Annotated in this window: 22 protein-coding genes; 1 reads left to right on the plus strand and 21 read right to left on the minus strand. The window is 49.4% G+C overall.

All coding sequences use genetic code 11. The features are described 5' to 3' along the window. Positions 1–51 precede the first annotated feature (51 nt). The 16 genes from HUU10_02095 to HUU10_02170 form a co-directional block, all read right to left on the minus strand. The gene (locus HUU10_02095) at positions 52–4,809 is read right to left on the minus strand and encodes a PKD domain-containing protein (protein ID NUQ80376.1); all 4,758 of its coding nucleotides are present in this window, start codon (positions 4,807–4,809) and stop codon (positions 52–54) included. A 230-nt stretch (positions 4,810–5,039) separates the two neighbouring features. Next, on the minus strand, positions 5,040–5,939 hold the full coding sequence (locus tag HUU10_02100) for a DMT family transporter (protein ID NUQ80377.1): 900 nt from the start codon (positions 5,937–5,939) through the stop codon (positions 5,040–5,042). 27 nt (positions 5,940–5,966) lie between these two features. Next, positions 5,967–6,746 carry a peptidylprolyl isomerase gene (locus HUU10_02105; GenBank protein NUQ80378.1) on the minus strand — a complete coding sequence of 260 codons (780 nt, stop codon included), beginning with the start codon at positions 6,744–6,746 and terminating at the stop codon, positions 5,967–5,969. Next, positions 6,743–6,940, minus strand: coding sequence for a cbb3-type cytochrome oxidase assembly protein CcoS (ccoS, locus tag HUU10_02110; protein NUQ80379.1), 198 nt, complete (start codon positions 6,938–6,940; stop codon positions 6,743–6,745). Before ccoS ends, HUU10_02105 begins: the two co-directional genes overlap by 4 nt. 23 nt (positions 6,941–6,963) lie before the next feature. Then, positions 6,964–9,420 carry a heavy metal translocating P-type ATPase metal-binding domain-containing protein gene (locus HUU10_02115; protein ID NUQ80380.1) on the minus strand — a complete coding sequence of 819 codons (2,457 nt, stop codon included), beginning with the start codon at positions 9,418–9,420 and terminating at the stop codon, positions 6,964–6,966. Position 9,421: 1 nt separating this feature from the next. Further along, entirely contained in the window at positions 9,422–9,898 is a 477-nt protein-coding gene (locus HUU10_02120) for a FixH family protein (GenBank protein NUQ80381.1), read from the minus strand. Next, the gene (locus HUU10_02125; GenBank protein ID NUQ80382.1) at positions 9,891–11,114 is read right to left on the minus strand and encodes a 4Fe-4S binding protein; all 1,224 of its coding nucleotides are present in this window, start codon (positions 11,112–11,114) and stop codon (positions 9,891–9,893) included. The genes HUU10_02120 and HUU10_02125 overlap by 8 nt, the downstream gene beginning before the upstream one ends. Before the next feature lie 130 nt (positions 11,115–11,244). Continuing rightward, positions 11,245–11,760 carry a c-type cytochrome gene (locus HUU10_02130; protein NUQ80383.1) on the minus strand — a complete coding sequence of 172 codons (516 nt, stop codon included), beginning with the start codon at positions 11,758–11,760 and terminating at the stop codon, positions 11,245–11,247. Continuing rightward, positions 11,732–11,896, minus strand: a complete 165-nt coding sequence (locus tag HUU10_02135) for a CcoQ/FixQ family Cbb3-type cytochrome c oxidase assembly chaperone (GenBank protein NUQ80384.1) — start codon at positions 11,894–11,896, stop codon at positions 11,732–11,734. The genes HUU10_02130 and HUU10_02135 overlap by 29 nt, the downstream gene beginning before the upstream one ends. A gap of 14 nt (positions 11,897–11,910) precedes the next feature. Further along, the gene (gene ccoO, locus HUU10_02140) at positions 11,911–12,588 is read right to left on the minus strand and encodes a cytochrome-c oxidase, cbb3-type subunit II (protein ID NUQ80385.1); all 678 of its coding nucleotides are present in this window, start codon (positions 12,586–12,588) and stop codon (positions 11,911–11,913) included. Next, entirely contained in the window at positions 12,585–14,000 is a 1,416-nt protein-coding gene (locus tag HUU10_02145; protein ID NUQ80386.1) for a cbb3-type cytochrome c oxidase subunit I, read from the minus strand. The genes ccoO and HUU10_02145 overlap by 4 nt, the downstream gene beginning before the upstream one ends. Positions 14,001–14,225: 225 nt before the next feature. Continuing rightward, complete coding sequence (locus tag HUU10_02150; GenBank protein ID NUQ80387.1) at positions 14,226–14,441, minus strand: (2Fe-2S)-binding protein; 216 nt, start codon at positions 14,439–14,441, stop codon at positions 14,226–14,228. After that, on the minus strand, positions 14,441–15,112 hold the full coding sequence (locus HUU10_02155; GenBank protein NUQ80388.1) for an SDR family NAD(P)-dependent oxidoreductase: 672 nt from the start codon (positions 15,110–15,112) through the stop codon (positions 14,441–14,443). The genes HUU10_02150 and HUU10_02155 overlap by 1 nt, the downstream gene beginning before the upstream one ends. Continuing rightward, on the minus strand, positions 15,112–16,494 hold the full coding sequence (locus tag HUU10_02160; protein ID NUQ80389.1) for a GWxTD domain-containing protein: 1,383 nt from the start codon (positions 16,492–16,494) through the stop codon (positions 15,112–15,114). Before HUU10_02160 ends, HUU10_02155 begins: the two co-directional genes overlap by 1 nt. 22 nt (positions 16,495–16,516) lie before the next feature. Next, on the minus strand, positions 16,517–18,538 hold the full coding sequence (locus HUU10_02165; protein NUQ80390.1) for a M23 family metallopeptidase: 2,022 nt from the start codon (positions 18,536–18,538) through the stop codon (positions 16,517–16,519). Beyond that, entirely contained in the window at positions 18,538–19,188 is a 651-nt protein-coding gene (locus HUU10_02170) for a fumarylacetoacetate hydrolase family protein (protein NUQ80391.1), read from the minus strand. The genes HUU10_02165 and HUU10_02170 overlap by 1 nt, the downstream gene beginning before the upstream one ends. 167 nt (positions 19,189–19,355) lie before the next feature. Here HUU10_02170 and HUU10_02175 point away from each other — a divergent pair, with 167 nt between their 5' ends. Then, a complete protein-coding gene (locus tag HUU10_02175; GenBank protein ID NUQ80392.1) occupies positions 19,356–19,838 on the plus strand; it encodes an NUDIX domain-containing protein in 483 nt (160 codons plus the stop codon). Here the strand turns inward: HUU10_02175 and HUU10_02180 are convergent. The 5 genes from HUU10_02180 to tatA all read right to left on the minus strand — a co-directional run bounded on the left by HUU10_02180 (position 19,835) and on the right by tatA (position 24,191). Then, positions 19,835–21,010, minus strand: a complete 1,176-nt coding sequence (locus HUU10_02180) for a DUF1343 domain-containing protein (protein NUQ80393.1) — start codon at positions 21,008–21,010, stop codon at positions 19,835–19,837. The two genes, HUU10_02175 and HUU10_02180, sit on opposite strands and share 4 nt — an antisense overlap. Before the next feature lie 191 nt (positions 21,011–21,201). Further along, positions 21,202–21,636: a nucleoside-diphosphate kinase gene (gene ndk, locus HUU10_02185; GenBank protein ID NUQ80394.1), complete on the minus strand. Its 435-nt coding sequence runs from the start codon at positions 21,634–21,636 to the stop codon at positions 21,202–21,204. Positions 21,637–21,653: 17 nt separating this feature from the next. Further along, positions 21,654–22,526 (minus strand): succinate--CoA ligase subunit alpha, encoded by an 873-nt coding sequence (gene sucD, locus HUU10_02190; protein ID NUQ80395.1) that lies wholly within the window; start codon positions 22,524–22,526, stop codon positions 21,654–21,656. Positions 22,527–22,544: 18 nt separating this feature from the next. Further along, complete coding sequence (gene gatA / locus HUU10_02195; GenBank protein ID NUQ80396.1) at positions 22,545–23,975, minus strand: Asp-tRNA(Asn)/Glu-tRNA(Gln) amidotransferase subunit GatA; 1,431 nt, start codon at positions 23,973–23,975, stop codon at positions 22,545–22,547. Positions 23,976–23,978: 3 nt separating this feature from the next. Continuing rightward, entirely contained in the window at positions 23,979–24,191 is a 213-nt protein-coding gene (gene tatA / locus HUU10_02200; GenBank protein ID NUQ80397.1) for a twin-arginine translocase TatA/TatE family subunit, read from the minus strand. Positions 24,192–24,224: the final 33 nt, after the last annotated feature.

Consider the following 24,224-nt stretch of genomic DNA (forward strand, 5'->3'; position numbering starts at 1 on the left):
AAAAAGGGCCATCCGACAGAATGGCCCTTTTCATTTTTTATCAGGCAGACCTTATTTACAAACCACTGTCATGAGTGTCTCTGCAGGTTTCCCACCGAAAATATCTGCATCGGTTACCCTGAGAGTAAAGACATTTTCACCCTGTCTGACCGTGGCTGAAGCCCGTTTTCCATAGGCAACGGTCTGACCGTTCAGGATCCATTCGTAAATAACATTCTTATCTTCCGGGCGGTTGATTTCAGGTGCAACCAATTCGACAACCGGGTTGGCCGGATTCCAATCGAGATCCTTGCGTGAGCCAGCCAGTGATTTAAAGGCGAGTTGCGGCCAAACTTTTGTTTGCTTATCCACCTGTTTCAGGATTTCCTTACGTGGCTGCCAAACAATCCGGACGGTGCGGTCCCCCAATGTATCGGCCACCCAGGTAGACTGTGATTTTCCGCGGACATGGAATCCGGTAAACTTTGGTAATCCCATTGACTCGGCGGATACAATGGTTCCCTGACTGATCTCGGCAGGGAAAGCCGGATTGATGTCCGGTGCCGGGCTCACGGTAAGCACCTGCTGAATACTATCCACCGAGTTGGTTTGTCCTTTACCATCATTCTGGATGAGCGTGATGGTGTAGTTTCCACGTTCCAGATTAATGGTAGGAGAAGGAACCACTTTTCCGTTCAGTTTCCAGGTGGTGGTCAGGTTATCCTTATCACGATCAATCACTTCAACCGAACGCAGAGTAACCGATTCTTTTTCGTAAACCGGTAAATCGATGGCAAGTTTGGGAACAGGGGCTGCATTCACCAATAACCTCTGTTTAACAGAGGCCGCATTATTTTTGGTGGGCGAATTATCAAACACCCGAAGTTCCAGATCATAGACACCGAATTTCGGAGATGGAACCACCACATAAGGATCAGTTCCGACAAGACGGTTATTAATCCGCCATTCGTACAAGGTGATAATTCCATCCGGATCTACTGACGGACGTCCATCCAGAACAATCGGATCACCCTCGGCAACGATTTCAGGAACCACCCATTGAGGAACAGGGGTGGCATTGACCGTCAATTCTTTTACCGTCCGGTCATCGCTGTTCACTTTATCGAGATTGCTGATGGTCAGAATAACTTTATACTTTCCGGTATCCTTGAACACATGGCGCACAGACGGACCTGTGTACAGAACCGAATCTTTGGCTCCAGGTCCTTTAATGACCCAGCTGAATCCACGGATCGTAACAGGAGATAAAGAACCACCTCCGTCAAACGTGATAGTTTCATTCGGTGAGGCCCATTCTGGACCTCTGATCACGGCAACAGGTCCGTTCAGAACTTTAACCGTTCCCTGAATGGTACTGACAGGCTGATCGGGTCCGGGGTCACCACCTTTAATGGTGAGGGTAACGGTGTAAGAACCGGCCTTCATGTATTTGTAGGCGACAGTGGGACCATAGGCCTTATCCCCGTTCCCAAAGTCCCACTCATAGTAGGTGATCCGTCCGTTCTGATACTCGCTTTTTGCCGAGCTGAACATGAATTCCTTACCGAGAAATGCACTGGTATCTCTGAATCCCATGCTGGCAACCGGGTAGCTTTCCACTACCACCGCTACAGTGGTGATAACGGGTTTCGCAGAGAAACCATCTTCCAGACTTACATAAACCGGATAGAATCCCGGACGCTGCCATGTAAAGGCGGCTTTATTATCCTTTGATTTGAAAGGTTTCCGGTCGCCAAAGTCCCAGGTGATTGAAACCGGGTCTCCATCAGGGTCATAGGACAGGCTGGCATCAAACTCCACAGGTTTTCCGGCTTTGACCACCTTCAGGCTATCCATCACGGCAACCGGCGGACGGTTCACAACAACGGTAACTGTGTCTGATACCACGCTGTTTTTCCGACCCTGACCATCATCCAGCGTTACCAGAATTTTATGAATTCCACCTTCTGGCGCATACCATTGTACAAGGGGTTTTTCCGATTTGCTGCCATCCGGGAAGGTCCAGGAGTAAATCAATTCCTGACCATCAGGATCTGCAGACCGGGACGCATCCAACTGCACACGACGGGAATTGGATTTAATGCGTTTCTGCGTGACCAGACGCGGGCTGGTATTCACCAGTACAGTCAGGTTCTGCAAAGTTGTTACCGAATTGGAAAATCCTTCACCATCATCGACACGAAGGGTAAATTTCTGAAGTCCCGGTTTGGTAAACAGTTTGGTTACGGTGTCTCCATTCATCACCGTTCCATCGGTGAAGGCCCAGGTAAAATTCTTAATCTTTCCATCCGGATCCTTTGAACCGCGGGCATCGAGAAGCACTGGTGTCTCGGGATCTGTTACCAGAGGCACCGATGCAAACGAAGCCACAGGAGCCTGGTTAACGAAAATCCGCTTTGAGGCCACATGAACGGCGTCGTCAAAACCAGAATCATCCTTCACCTTCAGTGACAGGACATGGGCTCCTGGTGATTTTACATTGATCTGAGCACGAACCTGGTTTGAGAATGGAACGCCATTCAGGAACCATTCATACGAAATAATTTTGCCGTCTGCGTCCTTGGATTGATCGGCACTGACAACAAGTGGTTTGGATGGATCCTGACGGTCAGGCGCTGTGATCACAGCAACCGGGTATTGGTTAATCACGATGGTATGAGAGGTGGACTGAACCGAGTTGGCCAGTTTCATTCCATCATCGACTGTCAGGCTGACTGTGTAAGTTCCCGGTTTCTGGAAGGTGTGGTAAACTTTGTTTCCAATGTCTCCGCTTCCATCGCCGAAATCCCAGGTATATTTAACAATACCCTGATCCTTATCGAGGCTGGAATCGGCGCTGAACAGTTGATATCCCTTAAAATCACGCGTTTTGGCTGCAATTTTGGGTACAGGAGGGAAGTTGACCGAAATGGTCCTTTTCAATTCCTGAACTGAATTTTTTGTTCCCTCGGTATCATCCACTTTCAGGTTGATGGTATACTTTCCGGGATTGGAGAAGGTCAGCGTGGAAGTAACTCCATTCAGAGTTCTTCCATCGGAAATTTCCCAGGTGTACTTCAGGTTTTTATTATCCGGATCGGTTGTCCGCTCGGCATTGAGAACCACACGCTGATCGGTGGCCACGATTTCAGGAACGTCGAAGGACGGAACCGGTGCAGCATTGACTTTATACTTAAAGGAAGTTTTATAAGTCGAGTTTGAAGCTCCGATCGGGTCATTAATCGTCAGGGTGACTTCATAGTTTCCGAAAGCAGTATGACGGATGGAAACTTTATCTTCGATTGCACTGCTGACAATTCCCGGACCTACCCAACGGTACGCAAGTGGTTGCTGATCCTGGTCATCGGTGTTTTTGGCCTTAAACGTGACCTCTTCTCCCTGAGCAATTTTTTCCATTCCATCAATTTCAGTGTAGGGCTGTGAGTTCACAATAATCCGTTTGGCGGCTGTATCTGAGGCACAGGAGGAATTGGTGGATTGGTTGCTGACCACCAGTTTGACGATGTAGGTACCGGGAATGATACTGGAAAAATCGAAAGAGATGTCTTGCTTACGAAGCTGGTCATTGACATACCAGAAATATTTCAGACCGGCTTCCTTTCCTTTCGGGGGCTGAAGGGCCGCGAATTTGAGCACTTCGGAAGGAGCCATGCTTTCACGATCAGAGATAATTACTGCGTTCGGTTTTTCACGGATCGTCACTGTTGTCTCATAGGTCCAGTACTGAGGAACATATACTTTCTGGGTCGGATAAATCACATTGACCTTATAGGTTCCCGGACCGCCAAAATTGATGGTGGCTGATGCGCCTTCCACAAATTCATTCTCGCCGTAAATAAAAGCTGCTCGTGCTTTCAGCGCATTCTGATCGGGAGGAACCTCGAGGCTGAATGCCGTTGAAAAGCAATCCTCAACGGTTTGCTGAACCACATTAATACTGGGTTTGGTCAGAATGGAGGTTGAAATAAAATTCATATTCCAGAGAATACTTTTATCCCGACCGTAAATTCCCAGGGTGTTGCTCACATTGCTCGATCCGGTAATGGTCAGTCCCCACTGGTTCTGAATTCCGAAGGCATTCACATTCCAGGCCACTTTATCAGAACCAACCCGGAATGCATTACCGAAGTAATCCTTTACGAACACCCGGGAGTCATCTGCGCCCAGAATCTCCATAACCGGCGGCTCAAATTCGGAGTCAAAAGCAGGGATGAACTGAATCTCATCACGCGGATTCAGATTGAAAATGGTCAGTGATAAATCATTTGCCAGCAGCGTCCAGTTTGCAGAGGCATTGAAATTACCCTCGCGATCGGTTACCAACACCTTGAAGTTATTGATATCATCTCCATCGTTGGCATATACCCGTAGAATGTAGCCATTGGCATTGGCCGATACCTGTTTAAAAGTCACCCAGCGGTTGGCAAACTTACTCTCGGTCCCTGCCACCAATTGTTCAATTGGTTGCTGATTAGAAGGCTTTGGAACCAGGTCAGACCCGTTGAGGTCATACAGGGTTTCAAAATTGTAAAGTGAATAAGTGAAATTGGTATTGGCATCACCCGATACCTCATCGGTCACCCCGGCAATACCAGCGTCGAAAATCTGAATGACTGCATTGCCAGCGCCCTGTCCTGGACGGATCCAATAGTCATAAAGGTGATGTTTGTCTCCGTTGGCTGGCTTAACCTTCGAACCTGAAACAGAAAGGAACACATCGGACTGAGCAGAAGCCACAGCCGGCAGGAAAAGAATTCCGGTAAGTAAACCCATCCAGAAGCGGTTTTTTGACGATAACAGGTTATTCATAGGACCTTCAGGCATTAAGTGACAACAATGAATCTATTGTAAAATCGGGTGAGAGCGGTTTAACGCCGGTTCATCACAGACATTTTTTGACAATCAAGGCAAATAAACAAAAAATCGCCGTTGTTTTCAAAGCAAATCACCCAATTGGCCCATCAAAAAGACAAAAAAATCAATTAATTATTGATTAGCCCTCCGGGGCCCGGAGTTGGACGGACCTGAGGGATGAGCACTCAGATGAATAAAAGGGCAATTCCGGCTACTGAAATGGCTGCACCGATCATTTCCCTTCCGTTGACTTTTTCTTTCAGGAGGAACACCGAAGGTATAATAATCAGTACCGGGACCGCCGACATGATCGTGGCTGCCACGCCGGCATGGGTGGTCTGAACCGCAAGTAAGGACAGGGATACTCCGATAAACGGACCAAAGAAGGCGCCTGTGGCCATGGCACCCATTGCCGGGGCCTGTCTGATGGCAGCACCCACCGAATTCCACCTTTTCAAAACCGTCACAATCAGGGTAAATCCTGCAATACCGGTGATGATTCTGATCTGAGTGGATGCAAACGGATCATAAGTTCCCATTCCGATTTTACTCAGAATCAGTCCGGCAGCCTGGCCAACGGCCCCACCGAAGGCCAGCAAAATTCCCTTAACGGAATAATGAAAATCCAGTTTTCCGCCTTCTGTACCCGGACGTTTCAGCACCACAATGGCGATACCTGAAAGAGTCAGGGCCATACCGGTCAGTTGGATGAAAGTCAGTGTCTCTCCCAGAAACATCCAACCTGCCAGAGCCGTCATGGGAGGGACCAGGGTCATGATGAGCATGGCAATTCTGGCAGTCACCTCCAGATAGGATCTGAACAGGAACAAATCGCCCAGTACAAATCCGACCAATCCTGAAAGAGAAAGCCAGAGCCAGGCATGGGGAGTGGCATCGACCGGAAAGAACAATCCGCGGCTGGCCCAGGTAAACAGACTGATAAAAATCATCGCCATGATCAGACGAATCCAGTTGACTGCCAGCGAGCCAACGGCACGACTCGCTCTTTCAAATGCAAGGGCAGTTACCGTCCAGCATACGGTCGTTCCCAGTGCAGCCCATTCACCTGTATTTGATACTATCATGACTTTCCTGTCGGGTTAATTGATGAGTCAGTGCACAAGACGAATGCTGTCGATTCTGACATCGGCCAGCGGCCAATCGGCCGGATCCACCGGAACGGATGCAATCCGGTTAATCACATCGAGACCTTTGGTTACCTGGCCAAACACGGTATGCTCACCATCCAGGTGGGCGGCCCCGCCGGTGGTTTCATAAAAAGTGCGTTCTTCAGGTAAAAAAACCCGCTTGTTATCCTTTTCAATTTTATCCAGATCCCACCGGGTGACCGTCTTGCCATGCACCAGATAAAAATCGTAGGGAGATGAACGCTTTTCCGGATTGTTATCGTAGTCCCTTGTGGCAGCCAGGGCTCCGGGCCGGTGAATCAGACCGGGGCGGAATTCGGAAGGCAGCGTATAAACCCCGTATTTCTTTTTAAGGTCTTTTCTGGCAGGATCATCACTATCTCCTCCCTGAAGCACAAACCCGCGGATGACCCGGTAAAAGACAGTCCGGTCGTAAAAACCGAGATCAATCAACCGGATAAAATTGGCCCGGTGAACCGGTGTGTTCTCATACAACCGGATTCTGATTTCACCCATGCTTGTATAAAGAATGAGGTCATTGCCCGGATGTTTTTTTCCATAATCGAGCAGATAACTGACCGCATTTCGGTCATCCAGATACCGGAAATGGGGCTGGGTTTGAGTTGAACCGGAAATACTATCCGGAAGGACTTCCTTTGCCGAAGGGGTTCCTGGCTGGTCAGGACCGCAGGCAGTAAAAACGACCATCCAGCCTGCAAGAATCACAAAGGAGACTGATTTCACTTTTTTTCAGTTTGTGAATGAGTCGTGTCTTGATCGGGAGGTGGTGCCTGCTGGTCATCATCCTCATCAAAAACCTGATATTTGGTATCCTCAGTGTCTTCGAACTGACCAGTCCGGGCTGCCCAGATATACAATCCAAATCCTGCCAGGGCAATCAGAAGCGACATGATGATGAGGGCGTACTGTGAAGTCATAATTCTAAAATCGGCATCTGTCTTCAGGATTTCCAGCGAAGGCTGACAGAGTTTACAACCACCGATACCGAGCTGGCTGACATGGCCGCGGCCGCATAGATCGGAATCAGAACCCCTGTCATGGCAAGGGGGATCATCACCACGTTATAAACAAGCGCCCAGAAGAGGTTTTGCCTGATTTTCCGCTGGGTGCGTGCAGCCAGGAAAAGCACACGACCAATGGAATGAAGGTGGTTGTTCAGAAGAACCACCCCCGAGTTGTCGAGGGTGATCCGGTTTCCCTCGCCCATGGCAATTCCCACATCGGCCAATCCCAGCGCGGGAGCATCATTAACTCCGTCGCCGATCATGAGGATGCGGCTTCCATTCCGGCTGAATTCCCTGATCTTTTCGAGTTTATCATCAGGCGACTGTTCATACAGACAGTCCGCCCGGTCAAGTCCGAGTGAATGGGCCAGGCCCAGCACATTTTCCTTCCGGTCACCCGAAAGGACAGTGATCCTGTATCCATTTTTCTTCAGATGTCGAATGGCATCTGCTGCCTCGGGGCGAATGGAATCTTCCACCAAAAAAACAAACTGAAGGGTTCCGTTGATGGAAACAAAGACCGGTACACTTCCGGGAGCTCCGGTAAATTGATCCAATCCGTAATCCTGAGGGAACAAAACGGATTGTTCTTTCATCCAGCTCATGTTTCCAGCAGCAACCCACAGGCCTTCCACCTGAAACCGGATTCCACGGCCCGGGACACTTTCAGGATTGGAGTAATCACCATACCGGCCAAACTGCTCGAGCCCCCAGGAACTGATTGCTTTTGCAACCGGGTGAAAAATTTCCGTTTCGGCATGAGCCAATGAGGACAGGACCGGATCGGTGATGGGTCTTTCACCCACCCTCCTGACTTCAGCCACACGCATCACCCCGGTTGTTAATGTGCCAGTTTTATCGAAAACGATATGATCGACCTTAACCAGATTTTCAAGAACATCTCCCGATTTGATGAGAAGTCCTTTACCCAGGGCAACTCCATTACCCACCAGGATGGCCATGGGAGTGGCGATGGCCAGTGCACAGGGACAGGCAATCACCAGCACTGCCACAGCCGTCAGAAAAGGAGAAATTCCCGTCCCGGCCAGATGGTGATAGAAGCCAGTCAAAGCTGCAAGAGCCAGAATTATGTAAATAAACACTGCCGACACCCGGTCCACCAACCGGCTCAGGGGGGATTTGGTGAGTTGTGATTCCTCAATCAGTTCCATCACGCGACTCAGAACGGTTCCCTCTCCGGTTCCGGTTACCCGGATGGTAACCGTCGAAACCAGGTTCCTGCTTCCCGAAATCACCGCATCGCCCTTCATTTTTTCGACAGGAACCGACTCTCCGGTCAGCAGTGACTCATCGAAGGCAGACACCCCGGTCATCAGAATGCCATCCACTGGAATGCGGTCTCCGGGATAGAATTCAAGCTCATCCCCAAGACTTACCTGGTCCATGGCAACCGTTTCCCGCCCGGAACCGGAAACACGGGTGACCGATTCCACCCTGAATTCATCATACTTATCCGATTCCCGCAGCACCATCCGTTTAACTTTAATCTCTACATACCTTCCAAGCAGGATAAAAAAGATAAGCATGTTGGCTGTATCGTAATAGGTTTCCCCTTCCCCGGTGATGGTATGAACCGTACTCAGGAAAAACGCTGACAGGGTTCCCAAGGCAATGAGAAAATCCATGCCTGGTTTTCGGGCCTTAATGTTCTGCCAGGCACCGAGAATAATGGGTTTTCCTGCATAGAATACCCCTGGGATGGTCAGAACCAGGTTAATCCACTGAAGAAATCCCTTCATCACAGGGTCGATTCCCTGGAAAAAGCCGGCATATAAACCGATGGATATCAGCATGACATTCATCGAAAGGAAAGCTGAAGCCCCCAACCGTATGGTCAGATCCTTCGACTCAGCTTCCATGGTTGGTTTTTCGGCGGTCGGGTTAAAAGGATAGGCGTAATATCCGATGCCAGAAATGGTATTCAGAATGGTGGGAATGGTCACCAGCCGGTTGTCCCAGCGGACACGTGCCCGGTGGGTGGCCGGATTGATCGAAAAATCAAGCACACCGGGTAACCGTCTGACCACTTCTTCACTGGAAAACACACAGGCCGCACAGTGAATTTTCTCGATTTTAAGATAAACCAGCTTGATGTAACCGTCACCCCGGACAAATTGACGGGTCATTTCATCCAGTTTTTTTTGCTCCTCAGGGGTCAGTTCAATCGGCGAACGGTCCTCTGGAAGACCAAACTCTTTTCTCTGGAGGTTATAAATATCATCATACCCCAGGTTTTTTAAAGTTTTCCATGAAAATTCACATCCGGGGCAGCAAAAATGCCGGTCCACTCCCTGCAGACTAACGGTGGTCAGTTGTCTGGGGGCGGTCAGTTTTGAGCAGTGATCACAGTAAAAAAGGGAACCTTTCTGCATATCAGCGAATGATCATCCTGAATTCTTTTCGGAAATCGAAGGATCCGGCGGGCACGGTGGTTCGGATGAACCATTCACCTTTTTCTGTGAATTGAACAGGAATGACCCAGGTGGAGTCAGTTGAAGGAAGTTGCAGAATTTTCTGGTCAGGTGTGGTCCCGGTGGCCCTGTACAGGATAATTCTGGCGGTATCGGTTTCCAGATTCAACATTTTTGATGGATAAAACGAAAGACTCAGGGTTTGGGGACCGGTCGTCAGGGAACTGACTGCCATTTTCAGATCCAAACCCGATTTTTCCTGAATCTGGCGACGATCCGATTCGGGTTGAAAAAAGTCCTGCTGGGTCTTGTAGTCATCCTTAACCGGCGGAATGAACAACTCTTTTCCAACCCACACGATATGGACCAATCCGCCAATGAGAAGAATGAAAAAAAAGACAATGGTGGCGGGCCACCAGTTAATTCCGTTTTTACTCACGTGTAAATCCCTGATTAAAGTCTGTCGTCTGAAGTCTGGTCTGAAGTCTGATGGTCACCGTCTGAACAGAATCTGTTTCCCGGCTGCGGATCATCAGGGGCAACCGGATGCGCTCCCCTGCCTGAACCAGAACCGAATCGATGGCAGGAATCATGCTGAAGCGTTGGTCCGGAACCGAAATTCTGATCCATTCCGGGCTTTTTCCATGATTATCAGCCGAAATCCAATATCCGTTCACTCTGTCTTCACCTACCTGCCGTGCCACCATATCGGTGTTTCGGGTCACCGTCAATTCGACGGTTTGGTGGGTAACCACAAAAAAACCTGTCAAAAGTAGCAGAACCACACCACCTGCTCCAAATAAGGTGGCATTATCATGCAGCAGGGACTGACGGGTTTCCCTCGAGTGATAACTGACCAGGTTTTCTTTTCCCTTTCTGGTCATGATAGGCTCACATGCATCAATACAAGCCCCGCAGGCAATACAGGCCATCTGCAATCCATCCCGGATGTCAATTCCGGCCGGACAGACGCGTGAACACATGGTACATTGGGTGCAATCATTTTCACGGCTTTTATCAAAGCCGATAATCAGTGTGGTGGGCTTAAAAATGGCACTTTGTAACTTGGCGTAAGGGCAGATGTATTCACAGAAAGACTGCCGTACAATGGCAATATCCAGAAACAGGACCAGAAAAGTGACGATTAGCGATCCGGCAAGAAAGACAGAAACCGAACCGGATGACAAACGGTCAGAAAATTCGTATGGGCTGATAAAGTACCAGATAATATCAAGGGTCACCAGACAGATGAAAAGAAAAATGGTGAACCAGGTTCCTGCCATTCTTAAGGCACGTTCGGTTCCCCGGATTGATTGACGGGGCATCCAGAATTTTTCAAACCATCTGACGAAGTCTGTCAGAATGGTTTGCGGACAGATCCATCCGCACCAGATCCTTCCCCAAACCATGGTTACCCAGATCAGCAAAGCGGTCAGTGCCAGGGTGAGTGACAGGAAAATATGGAAATCGGTAAATGAATAAACCGAGAAAAATAAATGATATTCCATCCGTTCAACATCAAAACGGAAAAAGCTGATGCCATCGGAAACTAAAAACGGAATGCCAATCATGATCAGAAAAAACAAACTGATCGTCCACCGTCTTCTGGCTGCAAATTTGCCTTTTTCAGGGTAATAGTAAGGGACCTTGCGCATGTTATTTTCCTCTGTTTTCTTTCAGAGGATTCTTTGAGTGGGTGGTGTCACCGGACAGGATGAGAATCCGGTTAAAAAAAAGCCGGTACCAGAACCTGATACCGGCTTTTGTGCTCAATTGCAGAATAGCTCAGGGCTTGACAGACAGCGAGTGCACAAAGGCAGTCAGTTTGAGTAAATCATCCTGGCTGAATTGTGTTTTGTAGCCGGGCATGCCTTTCGGACGACCAACTTCAATGGATTTGTAGATGGGTTTCGGGTCACCACCATACAACCACTCTGCATCATTCAGGACAGGACCGATTCCGCCTTCACCTGCAGCGCCATGGCATGGAGAACAAGTTGCTGCGTAGGTGGTTCCTCCTGCTGCAATTGCCTCGGCAACACCATAGTACATATCATACTGAATGGTATCCGCAGTGGCTGCTGCTTTTTTCTTTTCATAAACAGCCATGGTCTCTTTAAACTCACCTTCCTGAGTCCATCCGGAAATTCCCGGCAGGTACTGCGGAATGTAATAAACACCAAAAGCCAGCAGAATCAGGGCAAGTACAATAAAGCTGAAGGGCAATTTGTGCTTGCTTTCATTCCGGTATGAAATATCATCGTAATCGGATTCAGGTTTTGGTTTTTCCTGATTTTCCATTTGAAAACTCCTCGTCATCGTTTAAAATATCGTACTTCGGCTGCTCGACCGATTCTTTTACAGAATTTCTGTAATAATAAATAATGATCCCGATCATGATCAACCCGAGTACAACCGTAAGAATTACATATGCCATTTGGTTTTTGATCCTTATTGCACCTGAGCGGAATCGGATGGGGCTGGAGCCGGTGCAGGTTCTTCGATGGTTTCCACGGGTGCTTTGGCAATCATGGTACCCAAAACCTGAAGATAGGCAACCATGGCGTCCATTTCCGTTTTTCCATCAAGTTGTGCAGGAGCGGCTGCAATTTCTTCATCCGTGTATGGAACACCCAGCGTTTGGAGGGCTTTCATACGGGCGGTGATAGAACCTGCATCGGCCGGACGGGTTTCGAGCCAGGGATACGCCGGCATGTTCGAATCCTTCACGATTGACCGCGGATCCTTCATATGCTGAACGTGCCAGCTGTCGGGATACTTACCTCCGATCCGTGCCAGATCCGGGCCAGTCCGTTTGGAACCCCACAGGAAAGGCCTGTCATAGGCAAACTCACCCGATTTGGAGAATTCCCCATACCGTAACACCTCATCCCGTAAAGGACGGACCGTTTGAGTATGGCAATTGTTGCAGCCTTCGCGGATGTAGATATCGCGGCCTTCAAGTTCGAGCGCTGTGTATGGCCGGACTGTATCGATTTTTACTTCCATGGATTCCATGAAAAGCGGAATGAAGGCTGTAATCACGCTACCAATGAGAATGACCAGTAAGGCCAGTACAATCATAAGGAGCGGTTTACGCTCGACGATGTTAACCGATTGATCACTCATATGGCACCTGCTGTCTTGACTGAACCTGCTGGTTCGTTTTCTTTAGAACTTTGAATGGTTTTATACATGTTCCAGGCAAACACAATAAATCCGGCAATAAAGATCACCCCGCCCACTGCGCGTAAATCCCAATAAGGATACGAGGCTGTGATGCTGTCCTGAATGGTGTATTTCAGACTTCCATCCGGATTGGTGGCTTTCCACATGGCGCCCTGCATGATGCCGGCAATCCACATGGTGATGGAATAAATAATCTGTCCGGTAAAGACGAGCCAGAAGTGCAGATTGGCCAGCCGGACCGAATACAGGTCGGTTTTATATAATTTCGGAATCACATAGTAGAAGGAAGCCATAATGGTCATAGCAAACCATCCCATGGTACCCATGTGAACGTGTCCCGGAACCCAATCGGTGTAATGGATCAGGGATGAAATGGACCGGATGGCCTGAGAAGGTCCCTGAAGGGTCTGCAGACCATAGAAGGTGATACCCATGATAAAAAACTTGGTCAGATAATTGGTACGCATCTGTTCCCAGTTTCCATTCATGGTCAGATAACCGTTGATGACCGATCCCCAACTGGGTGCAATCAGCATGATGGAAAAAGCAATGGCCACCGTCTGAATCCAATCGGGAACCGGTGTCCAGATCAGGTGGTGGGCACCCGTCCACAAATACAGGAAGATCAATGACCAGAAAGCCACCAGGCTCAGACGATGGCTGTAAAGCGGAAGACCCGTGACTTTCGGGAGGAAGTAGAAAAAGATGGCCAGAATCGGAGCCGTGAAAATCATGGCAACGATGTTATGACCATACCACCACTGCATGTTGGCATCATTCACACCTGCGTAGAGTGAATACGATTTGAACAAACCTGCTGGCAATGCCAGGTTGTTGAAAATATACAGGATGGCCACCCCAAGTACCGAGGCGATGATGTACCAGAGTGATACATACATCTTATCGACGGTTTTGGTAAAAATGGTACCCAGCATGTTAATCGCATACATGACCCAAACCAGCACGACCATGATGTCGACCGGCCATTCGAGTTCAGCATATTCCTTGGAACTGCTGTAACCAAGGCTGAGTGTAATCACAGCCACCACGATGGTGAGGTTGTAAAACCAGAACATGGCTTTGGCAATTCCCGGTGCGAAAAGCGGTGCCTTGCTTAACCGGGGAACAAAGTAATAGGTCAACGCAAAAATTCCAGAAAGACCAAAACCGAGTGCAGAGCCATTGGTATGGATAGCCCGGATTCTTCCATAAGTGAAATATTCGCTGAAATTTAATTGGGGATAGACCATCTGGAGAGAAATCAGCACACCATATAACAGGGATGCCAGACCCCAGACAATCATTGACACAGTGAACGCTTTCACTGGCCAACTGTCATAACGTTCTTCCATGAGCTCCTCTTTCGGTTTGAGTTCAGTCCTGCTGATCATCCGGCCGCACAAGCCCCGGGATTCATCAGGTACGGCTGCAAATATTTGCCTCGGTTCCTCTGATTTCTACTTTTTTTGTAATTTTTTCTGATTTCTAATTCTGCTCTAATAAAAGTCTCCATTTTTTATAAATCTGATTGGTGTTAACCCGATATACATATTATCAGGTCTTTTTTTCTGCTTGAATCACCCGGGGAAGTTAAGAGAAAGTTGTGTATCCTGATCAGGGTCCTTTTTTACCCGATTCAGGCGGAGGAGTCGTTCCAGGTCGGGATGGCATGAATGACAACCTGTACCAGCCAATGTAAAATGTCCCAGCATTTCCACCGAAGAGGCTCCCCGGAGGATGGCTGCGACCACCTCCTGTTCCCCCACAGATTGACAAAAGCACACGAGAGACATTATTTGTTCAGACGAATGGTGGATCCGTTGATGGCCGAGCCGGCCGGACTGATGAGAAACTCTATAAGCGCGGCGATTTCTGCTGGTTTTATCCATTTGTCAAAGCCACCATCGGGCATTGCTGTCCGGTTGGATGCGGTATCGATGATGGCTGGAACAAGGGTATTCACAGTAATTCCTTTGCCACCTGCTTCACGTGCCAGTGTATCGGCCAGATAATGCAAAGAGGCTTTGCTGGCGCCATAGGCACCATAACCGGGGGAAGGAGACAAACCAGCTTCGGCTCCGATGAAAAGGACCGATGCATGAGGACTGTTCTTCAGCGATGGAATGACCAGCGGGACCAGATCAGAGGCCGAGAAAAAATTCATCTGCATCATATGATGCACCTGTTGCAGGGGTGTCATTTCCAAGGTGGAGCCTCCCCAGAAACCACCCGCCAGGTGAAACCAGGCCATCAGATCGCCTGTTTCATATAATCGATCTGCAAGTTTCTGTTGTCCGGAAAGGTCTCCGGCGGTCCATTGGACCCACTCAACCATCGGATGAACCAGACCGGGTTTCTGCCCGGACCACGTTCCCAGCACCCGGTACGATTTTGATGAAAAATGTTGAACCAGAGGTAACCCCAATTGACCGGATGCACCGGTTATCAGAATGGTCTTCACCATTATCGCTCCCAGTTTCTGCGTGTTTCTAGCCAGAAATCTTCATAATTGGCGAACCGGTCAAAAGTATACCCCACTATGACATCATCCACCCGGATCGGAGTGAATATCAATGGAATGTTCTGGCCCACCCGACGGTAAAAATAGTACCAGGTCAGTTGGGTGGGAGTCCATTCTACCATGACCGGAGGCCCAAGGACAATGTAGGTCATGCCCAGATCGGTGCGCCAACCCGGTTTATATCCTGAGAAAAACCGGTTGGCTTCTTCTGCCCGCTCATAGAATTGGGCAATTTTGCGTTTGGCAACGGCAGGGTTGCCTTCAGTCAGGTTCAACCAGAAAGCATCAAAGTTGGATTTCAGCAGGGAGTCTCCCCCGGAAACAATCCGTTCAAATTCAGAAGTGGTTGCCAGATAACGAACGACCGACACAGCATCATGAAGGTTTCTGATGTAGGGATGAGTTTCGGGAAAAACGTGGAACACTTCCTTTCTGGATGTATACGTCTGAACAGATGTCTTTACAAGCAATGTGGCATAATAAGTGCCCAGCTTCAGTGTATCGGGAAATGGAAGGTTTAACGAAAGAGTCCCTGTTGAATGAAGGGTCAGGGATGAATCCAACAGGGTGAACTGATAGAGCGGATCGGTCAGTTTATAGCCCCGGGTTTCAATGGAGCCCATAATGGGATTCAATCCGTAAAGGGGTCGTGCAATCACGGTATCACTTTTAACCCGGGTGATCATCAAGAGTATTCTGGCATCCAGCGAATCGAGACCTGAATGACCAATGTCAAAAGAGATCTGGGCTTCCCTGCCCGGTCCGATTGGAAGCTGTTTGGTCACAGATACATCCCCGAAGTTAGGAGAATCGAGAAACCGGATGGAAGAGAGCTGAATTTTGTAGTCTTTCGGGTCGATGGTGTAAACTGTGGTAATCTTATAATCTGATCCGGAAATTTCATCGGTCACCAAACCTTCGACCCGAAATCCACCTGATTCCAGAGGAAGTCCGACCTGAATTTTCTCAAAGACCTGTTGCTGGGTTTCCTCATAGGATTTCAACTGTCTTGCGATCAAAATGGTGGTATCGAGTACAACCGTTCCCGTTATTTTACTGACCTGGAGTCTGAGCTGAAGGGAACCATGGTACGAATCCCCGTTTTGCGCAAAGGTGATTTCGTTCCGGGGAATCTGCAGAGAGAAATAGATCCGGGATTGATTATCCCTGATCATTGAATACAAGGCGTAATTGATATGTTTGCGGGTGAAAGGATTCATCTGATCAGAGATATATTCTCTGACCGAATCGGAAGGTGCACAGCCCTGAATCAGGCCTGCCAAGATTGGCAGACTCCATGCAAGGCCCTTCAAAACTCGTTTCATGACCACCCTCCGTTCTTAATCACTACAATCTGCCTGTGTAAGTGGTTTCATTGCCTTTTCGGTCACTGACTCTGATGACCGCAAGATACTCATCGGCTGGTTTAATCCGCTCGGGATGAACAACGGCCACTTTTCTCTCCGGATCGAGATCGGCCCGACACCAGACGCCATTGATCAGAACCTGAAAAGATGAATAATCAATTCCCGAAATCCGATCCTCCAGATCGACCAGAAAAAGAGTCCCTGGCTTCCAGTTTTTCTTTTTCCGGACAGAGAGCACCGGTGGCTCGGTATCTTTACCGGGAGCAAAATAACCCGATCCGCCGACTGCGGCAGTCAGATACCCGGATTGAGACGATCCTCCTTCCCAGGCCCAGTCATTTCCAGTCCAGGTCATCAGTCCCCAATCAGAGGGGGACGGCACCGGAATCCGGACGGAAATGGACGACAGAAATGGTACCGTTTCCGGACCGATGAGGATCCGGTAAGTTTCCGGCTGTTGTGGTGAGCCAGATTCCCTGATGAACAGCCAGGAATTTTCGAACCGGCTGTTCTGACGAATGGTCAGATCTGTTCCGGATGGAAGTTCGAGAAGAATTTCGTCGGTGGTCGCCACCCAATAGGCATTCACTTCTGATGAATAGAGACGGCCCGTTGCATGATAGACCGAGGTTCGGATGGATATCACCCGCTCGCCTGATGGAACGGGATACCACAACCATACACCCTGCTCATTGCTTTCTGCAAAATCAGGCAAGACAAAACGACCGTTCAGTTCGGTGGTTACCGTCATCATCCGCTGATGCAACTGGTTTCCCCGGAGTCTGATTCTGAACTGATCGAACTGACTGACCACCTCTATACTGTCAATTTCTCCCGACCGGACCCAACCCGAACCCGCGGCGATTTTGTATCCGTTTTTACCAGCATCGGTATTTTCGCGCTGAAGTCCGGGCAGCAGGGCCTGAGCACGTACCGGAACAGGTTCGGTATCAGCCATCAGGACCGATTCCCGTTTGATCAGCACCGGTTGCTGTCGCCTGATTTCATTTCCGTGAAAATCTTTCATGCTGATCTGAAGGGTGTGAACCCCATCTTCCAACTGACCGAACCAGAACTCAGGATCCTGAGTCACCGGTTGAGTGACCGGATTATCCGGAACCGGAAACAGCCGTACCGGACGACCATATCCCATACGGATACTTTCAAAATCCCGATGAACATGGATGAATTTTGCCAATCCGATCGGGTAACTGTCATAAACCGACTGATACAACAACCGGTCACCGACCGAAAGGGTCATCTGATAAATTCCAAGCCGGTTGGTTCCGTTGGTTGTATGATCCTGTCCTTCGGCCAGCACACCAAACGGACCTGTTATCACCGGGATGTCAGATGGGGTGGTTTCAGGATCGAACGTGTCGGTCACATTCAACCGGTGAGTAAGCCGTGAACCATTAATGGTGGTTTCCCGGGAGAGCGGAACCAGAGCCAATCGTTTTATTTCGGGCGGCCTTGTATCCTGAACTTCACTGCCATGTGCAAAAAGCGGATTGATGACCCGGTCTTCCTTGTCACGGATTTCATAATGAAGGTGAGGAGTCCCGATGCCCGATTCCCCTGTAAAGGCGATCAGATCTCCCCGTTTCACAGGAAATTCTTCGGGGCTGAAGGACAGGTTCAAACTGTTTTTCTGAAGCCGGTAGTGTTCTCTGATAATTCGTTTCTCTAAAGCACCGTTAAATCGTTCCAGGTGGGCGTATACGGTGACAAAACCACCCGGGTGCGTCAGATAGACCACCTTGCCGTATCCGGTGGGAGAAACCCGTATTCTGGAAACATAGCCACGCTCGGCGGCAAACACCTTATACCCGGTTTTATTCCAGGTTTTCACATCAAGCCCGTAATGGAAGTGGGTGGACCTGAATTCCATAAATGAGGAAGTGAGTTCCGTGCTTGCATCGGTCGGCCAGAGAAAATCCAATCCGTGTTGCAGCCAACCGGGCTGATTCAGTTGCAGAAGAAGTAGTAAACCTGTAACCATCAGGAACCAACCGTAAAGACAGTCTCTCCGATTTCAGAGATGGAAACAGACACCACATCACCGGAATTCAGGGGCCCTACTCCATCGGGCGTTCCGGTGAAAATGAGATCACCCGGCTCGAGTGTAAAAATGCCAGACAGATAGCTGATCAGAACCGGAATCGGAAAAATCATATCGCCGGTGTTGCCATCCTGCCTGCAGACCCCATTGACCTCACAACGAATCCGAAGATTCTGCGGGTCAGAAACGCTGCGGGTAAAAAGTCCGATGGGAGCCGATGCATCAAAGGCCTTTGCCAGTTCCCATGGCAAACCGCCCGACTTTAACTCCTGCTGAACATCACGTAAAGTCAGATCGAGTCCGATGCCATAACCAGCCACATGATCAAGGGCTGCCTCTGCCGTTATATGTCGCCCGCCTTTTCCGATAAGGACCACCAATTCGGCCTCATGATGCAATTCCTTTCCATGTCGGGGAAAGGGGATGGGTTGGTCTGATGGCCACAACGCGGTGAGGGGTTTCATAAACACCACCGGTTTACCAGGAACCTGATTTCCAAGTTCCCGGGCATGCTTCGCATAATTCCGGCCAATGGCGAAGATTTTGCGTGGTTGAATGGGGCTGGCAGATGGATGTAACGTTATTTCCATGGACAATCCTGCTGGGGCAAAATGACGATCAGTGAGCTGATCCGGGGCATAAAACAAGCTGCTTTAAAGATACACAACCTTCCTGTTTCAAGTCCATTCAATCCGCTCAGGAACGGTTTTGATTTCTCGGTTAATTTTAGTTTCTTATTTATAACCAATCTCAAAAAATGTCACAACCCATTTCTGCCGGATTATTGATGTACCGCGTTCGTGAACGCCAGTTAGAGGTGTTCCTTGCGCATCCCGGCGGACCCTATTTTAAAAACCGTGAATGGGGAGTCTGGAGTGTCCCGAAAGGATCGGTGGAGCCCAATGAGGAATTGCTTGAGACCGCCATCAGGGAGTTTCAGGAAGAAACCGGTCTGACTGTTCATACCAATGAACTGATTCCGTTGGGTTCGGTGATGCAACGGGGCGGAAAGACGGTACATTGCTGGGCCTTCGAAGGAAATGTGTCTGCAGAAACACCCATTGTTTCGAACACCTTTCAGGTTGAATGGCCCCCCAACTCGGGACAGATTCAGGTGTATCCCGAAACCGACAAGGCCCGGTTTTTTCACTGCGAAATGGCAAAAAAGAAACTGAATCCCGCACAGGCTCATTTCGTTGAACGGCTTCATGCCCACCTGAGAACCCGCAACCGGATTTAGGGATAGAAGTGGTATAACCGGCTTTCTATCCTGAAATCATTCAGGGCCTTCATTTCCTCCTCCGTTTCTTCCACCGACCGGCTTCCCAATAACTGAAAAAGATAAGGTTTGATGGTCAATGGTCTTCCGGCTGATTGAAGGGACAGAATCACCTGCCGTATTGATTGCAGCACAGAACGGTCCCCTGTAATGGATTTCATTGTGAACCCGGGCAGCCGTTCGTTTTCATATTTCGGTTTATGGGCCCTGCCTGGAATGGAAACCGGTGTTTTTTCGTCATACTGAACCCGGATTCCAGACTGATTGAACAGAATGGAATCGGCTGGATTTAACCAGGGAGCACCGGTCCAACGGAAAGGAAGATCGGTCCCGCGTCCTTCTGACAGATTGGTTCCTTCAAACAGGCAGGTACCCGAATACCAATACAACGATTGGAACGTTGGTAGGTTTGGGCTCGGAGGAATCCAGTCGAGTCCGGTGGAGGGCCAGAGCATGCTTCGTTTCCAACCGTCCATCCGGATGACGGTCAGTTTCAGGTCTTTCATGAGAGGAAACCAGTTTTGATGCTGAGCCATGGTAAACAACTCTCCCACTGTGAGGCCATAGCGGACCGGAACCGGTAACGCACCCACAAAACTCATCAGGGTTGAATCGGGGATGGGGCCTTCCGAAATTAAACCACCGAGTGGATTCGGACGATCAAGGATGATAACCGGGATACCTGCCATGGCAGCCGATTCCAGGCAGTACCGGATGGTTGACAAATAGGTGTACCACCGGAGCCCCACTTCCTGAATGTCGATCAGAAGTGTATCAGCCACCCCAAAATCGGATGTCAGGGGCTTCTTTTTGTTTCCATAGAGAGAAACCACCGGCCGGCCCTTGTATTGCTCATCGGTTGAATGGACCCCATCGGGCAGATTGGTACCAAAACCATGTTCCGGACTGAAAAAAACAGCCGCTCTTTCCGTTTTGATGAGTGAATCGGCAAGATTGAACAACCGTTGACTGCTTGAATTTGTCAGCAGTGCATACTGATTTCCTGATAAGCGTCCAGATTCCCAGGCCAGTTCAGAGGCCAGCCGGACCCTGCCGGAATCCGTTGAAGAATAATGATCTCCTGCCGGTGGGAAGGCTGTAAGGCTCAGAAAGGTCAGAAGAGAGGTCACCATTTACATATCCCGGTTGTCTGGTGGATCGTGAGAAAAAGCAGGTATCGTTCCTGATCAGGCTACCCAACTTACAACAAATTTAACAATGAAACAGCGCACACTGGAAAATGGATGGGGTCCTGAAGTCTGCCAGTTACCATAAACAAAAAACCCCGCACAGAGCGGGGTTTTCGCAATCTGAAAAATTCAGATCAGAATCCGTAGTTGGCTACCAGATCGGCTGCGTTGAAATGATAGGCAATTTCGATGGCGGCATTTTCGGTGGAATCGCTGCCATGTACAATGTTTTCGCCAACCGAATCGGCATACAGTTTCCGGACGGTTCCGGGTTCAGCATTGGCGGGATTGGTTGCTCCGATCAGTTTACGGAAATCGGCCACTGCATTTTCCTTTTCAAGAACCATGGGAACACAGGGACCAGAGGACATGAAGGTAACCAATTCACCAAAAAACGGACGTTCTTTGTGAACTGCATAGAATCCACCTGCTGTTTCCTGGGTCAGGCGGGTCATTTTCATTGCGACCACTTTGAAACCTGCTTCCTGAATCTGCGCGGTTACTTTACCAATCAGGTTTTTGCGGACACAGTCCGGTTTGAGAATCGCAAGCGTGCGTTCTACTGCCATTTTTACTCCAATTATGATTATTTACCCAAAACTTTTTTCATGGTATCGCCGATAGTGGCCGGTGAATCGGCCACATGAATACCGCATTCCTTCATAACTCTGATTTTTTCTTCTGCTGTTCCTTTTCCACCCGAGATGATGGCGCCAGCGTGACCCATCCGGCGACCAGGAGGGGCGGTACGACCGGCAATAAATCCCACAACCGGTTTTTTCACATGATCGCGAATGTAGTATGCAGCATCTTCCTCATCCGACCCACCAATTTCACCGATCAGCACAATGGCATCGGTTTCAGGGTCCTCATTAAACAGCCGGACAGCATCGATATGACGGGTTCCGATAATGGGATCCCCACCGATTCCGATACAGGTCGACTGGCCGATTCCGAGTTTGGTCAATTGGTTCACTGCTTCATAAGTCAGGGTTCCCGACCGTGAGATGAGGCCGACACGGCCTGGCGAGAAGATGAAACCGGGCATGATCCCGATTTTTGCGATACCGGGCGTGATGATTCCCGGACAGTTGGGTCCGATGAGCCGTGTTTCACGTCCCTGAAGGTAGGTCCATGCCTTCATCATGTCATTAACAGGAATTCCCTCGGTGATACAGATGACCAATCTGATTCCGGCATCGGCTGCTTCCATCACGGCATCGGCTGCAGCAACAGCCGGAACGAAAATGATGGAGGTATTGGCACCGGTTTCCTTCACTGCCTGATCAACGGTATTAAAGACCGGTGTTCCCTCGTGAATCGTTCCGCCCTTGCCTGGTGTTACTCCACCAACGACCGGTGTTCCATACTCCTTCATCTGACCGGCGTGGAAGGATCCTTCCTGCCCGGTAATTCCCTGAACAATTACTTTAGTTGAACGGTCAACAAGCACTGCCATTTTTCTGCTCTCCGGTTTTTAGAATTTGAATGTTTCGATGGCCCTGGCTGTGGTCAGCAGTGTGGCTTCATCAAAGTGGTTACCCAATAACTGAACCCCGATCGGAAGTCCGTCAGAGGCCAGGCCGGCAGGAATTGAGACCCCCGGGATTCCTGCGAGGTTGGCCGAAACGGTAAAAATGTCCGACAGGTACATTTCGAGCGGATCAGTGGTTTTCTCGCCAATCCGGAAGGCAGTACCCGGTGTGGTGGGGGTTAACAAAACATCCACAGACTCAAATGCCTTTTCGAAATCCTGGCGGATCAGGCGCCGGACCTTTTGTGCTTTGGCATAATAGGCATCGTAGTAGCCGGCTGATAACACATAGGTTCCCAGCATGATGCGGCGCTTGACTTCCGGACCAAATCCTTCGCTGCGGGACTTCACATACATGGCATTGAGTGTAGCCGGTTTTTCAGCACGGCTGGTGAACCGTACTCCATCGTACCGAGCCAGGTTGCTCGAGGCTTCGGCTGTTGTCAGAATGTAATATGTGGCGATGCAATAAGGAGTATGAGGCAGTTTCACCGAAGTAACGGTGGCTCCTTCAGACTTCAGCCGATCTGCGACCGCCAGCAAACGGTTTTTAATTTCGGGGTTCAACCCTTCTGCCAGGTATTCATCCGGAATTCCGACCCGGAGTTTTCCAACCGGTTTATTAAGTCCGGCAGCATAACCGGGAACAGGCAAGGGTGCCGAGGTTGAGTCCAGAGGGTCGTGACCGGCCAGCACTTCCATGATCAGTGCTGCATCTTCCACAGAATGGGTAAACGGTCCGACCTGATCAAAGGAGGATGCATAGGCAATCAGACCAAAGCGGCTCACTCGCCCGTAAGTCGGTTTCAAACCAACTATTCCGCAAAGGGCGGCCGGAAAGCGGATGGACCCACCGGTATCGGTGCCAAGAGAGGCCATGGCAAGGCCGGCAGCCACGGCAACAGCCGATCCGCCCGAACTTCCACCAGGAACGCGTTCGGGATCCATCGGATGCCGAACCGGGCCAAAAGCTGAATTTTCATTGGATGACCCCATGGCAAACTCATCCATGTTGGTACGACCGATCAGAATGGCATCTGCCTCGATCAGCTTTTTAACAACAGTTGAATGATAGACCGCCCGATGGTTCTTTAGAATTTTTGAAGCACAGGAAGTGATCTGACCTTCGATGGTTAACACATCCTTGACAGCGATCACCATGCCAGCCAACGGCCCGGCCGTTCCATCGGCAAGCTTTTTCTGTACCTGATCAGCCTGGTTCCGGGCCAGATCATCAAATGTTTCGAGATAACAATTCAGAGCCGCTTTTTCACGGATGGCATTCAAGTAATGATCAACCACCTGGCGACAGGTGAATTCTCCAGAAGTCAGCCTTGACCGGTAATCGCGGTAAGATGAATAAGTAAACGACATCAATCAGTTATCGGTAGTCTTGGTTGGGGGTGGGGTTTTCTTGTCCGTTTTAGCAGGATCTGCTTCGACTTCCTTTTGGATATCGCTTGCAGCTTTCTTGAATTCACTCATGCCCTGTCCAAGCGATTTTGCGAATTCAGGGATCTTCTTACTGCCAAAAAGAATCAGAAATACAATGAGAATGAGGATGATTTCCCCGCCACTCAGTCCGAACATAGTGGTTTCCTTAATAAATCAACGAAAGTAGGT

It is taken from the genome of Bacteroidota bacterium (assembly GCA_013360915.1).
Lineage (GTDB): Bacteria > Bacteroidota > JABWAT01 > JABWAT01 > JABWAT01 > JABWAT01.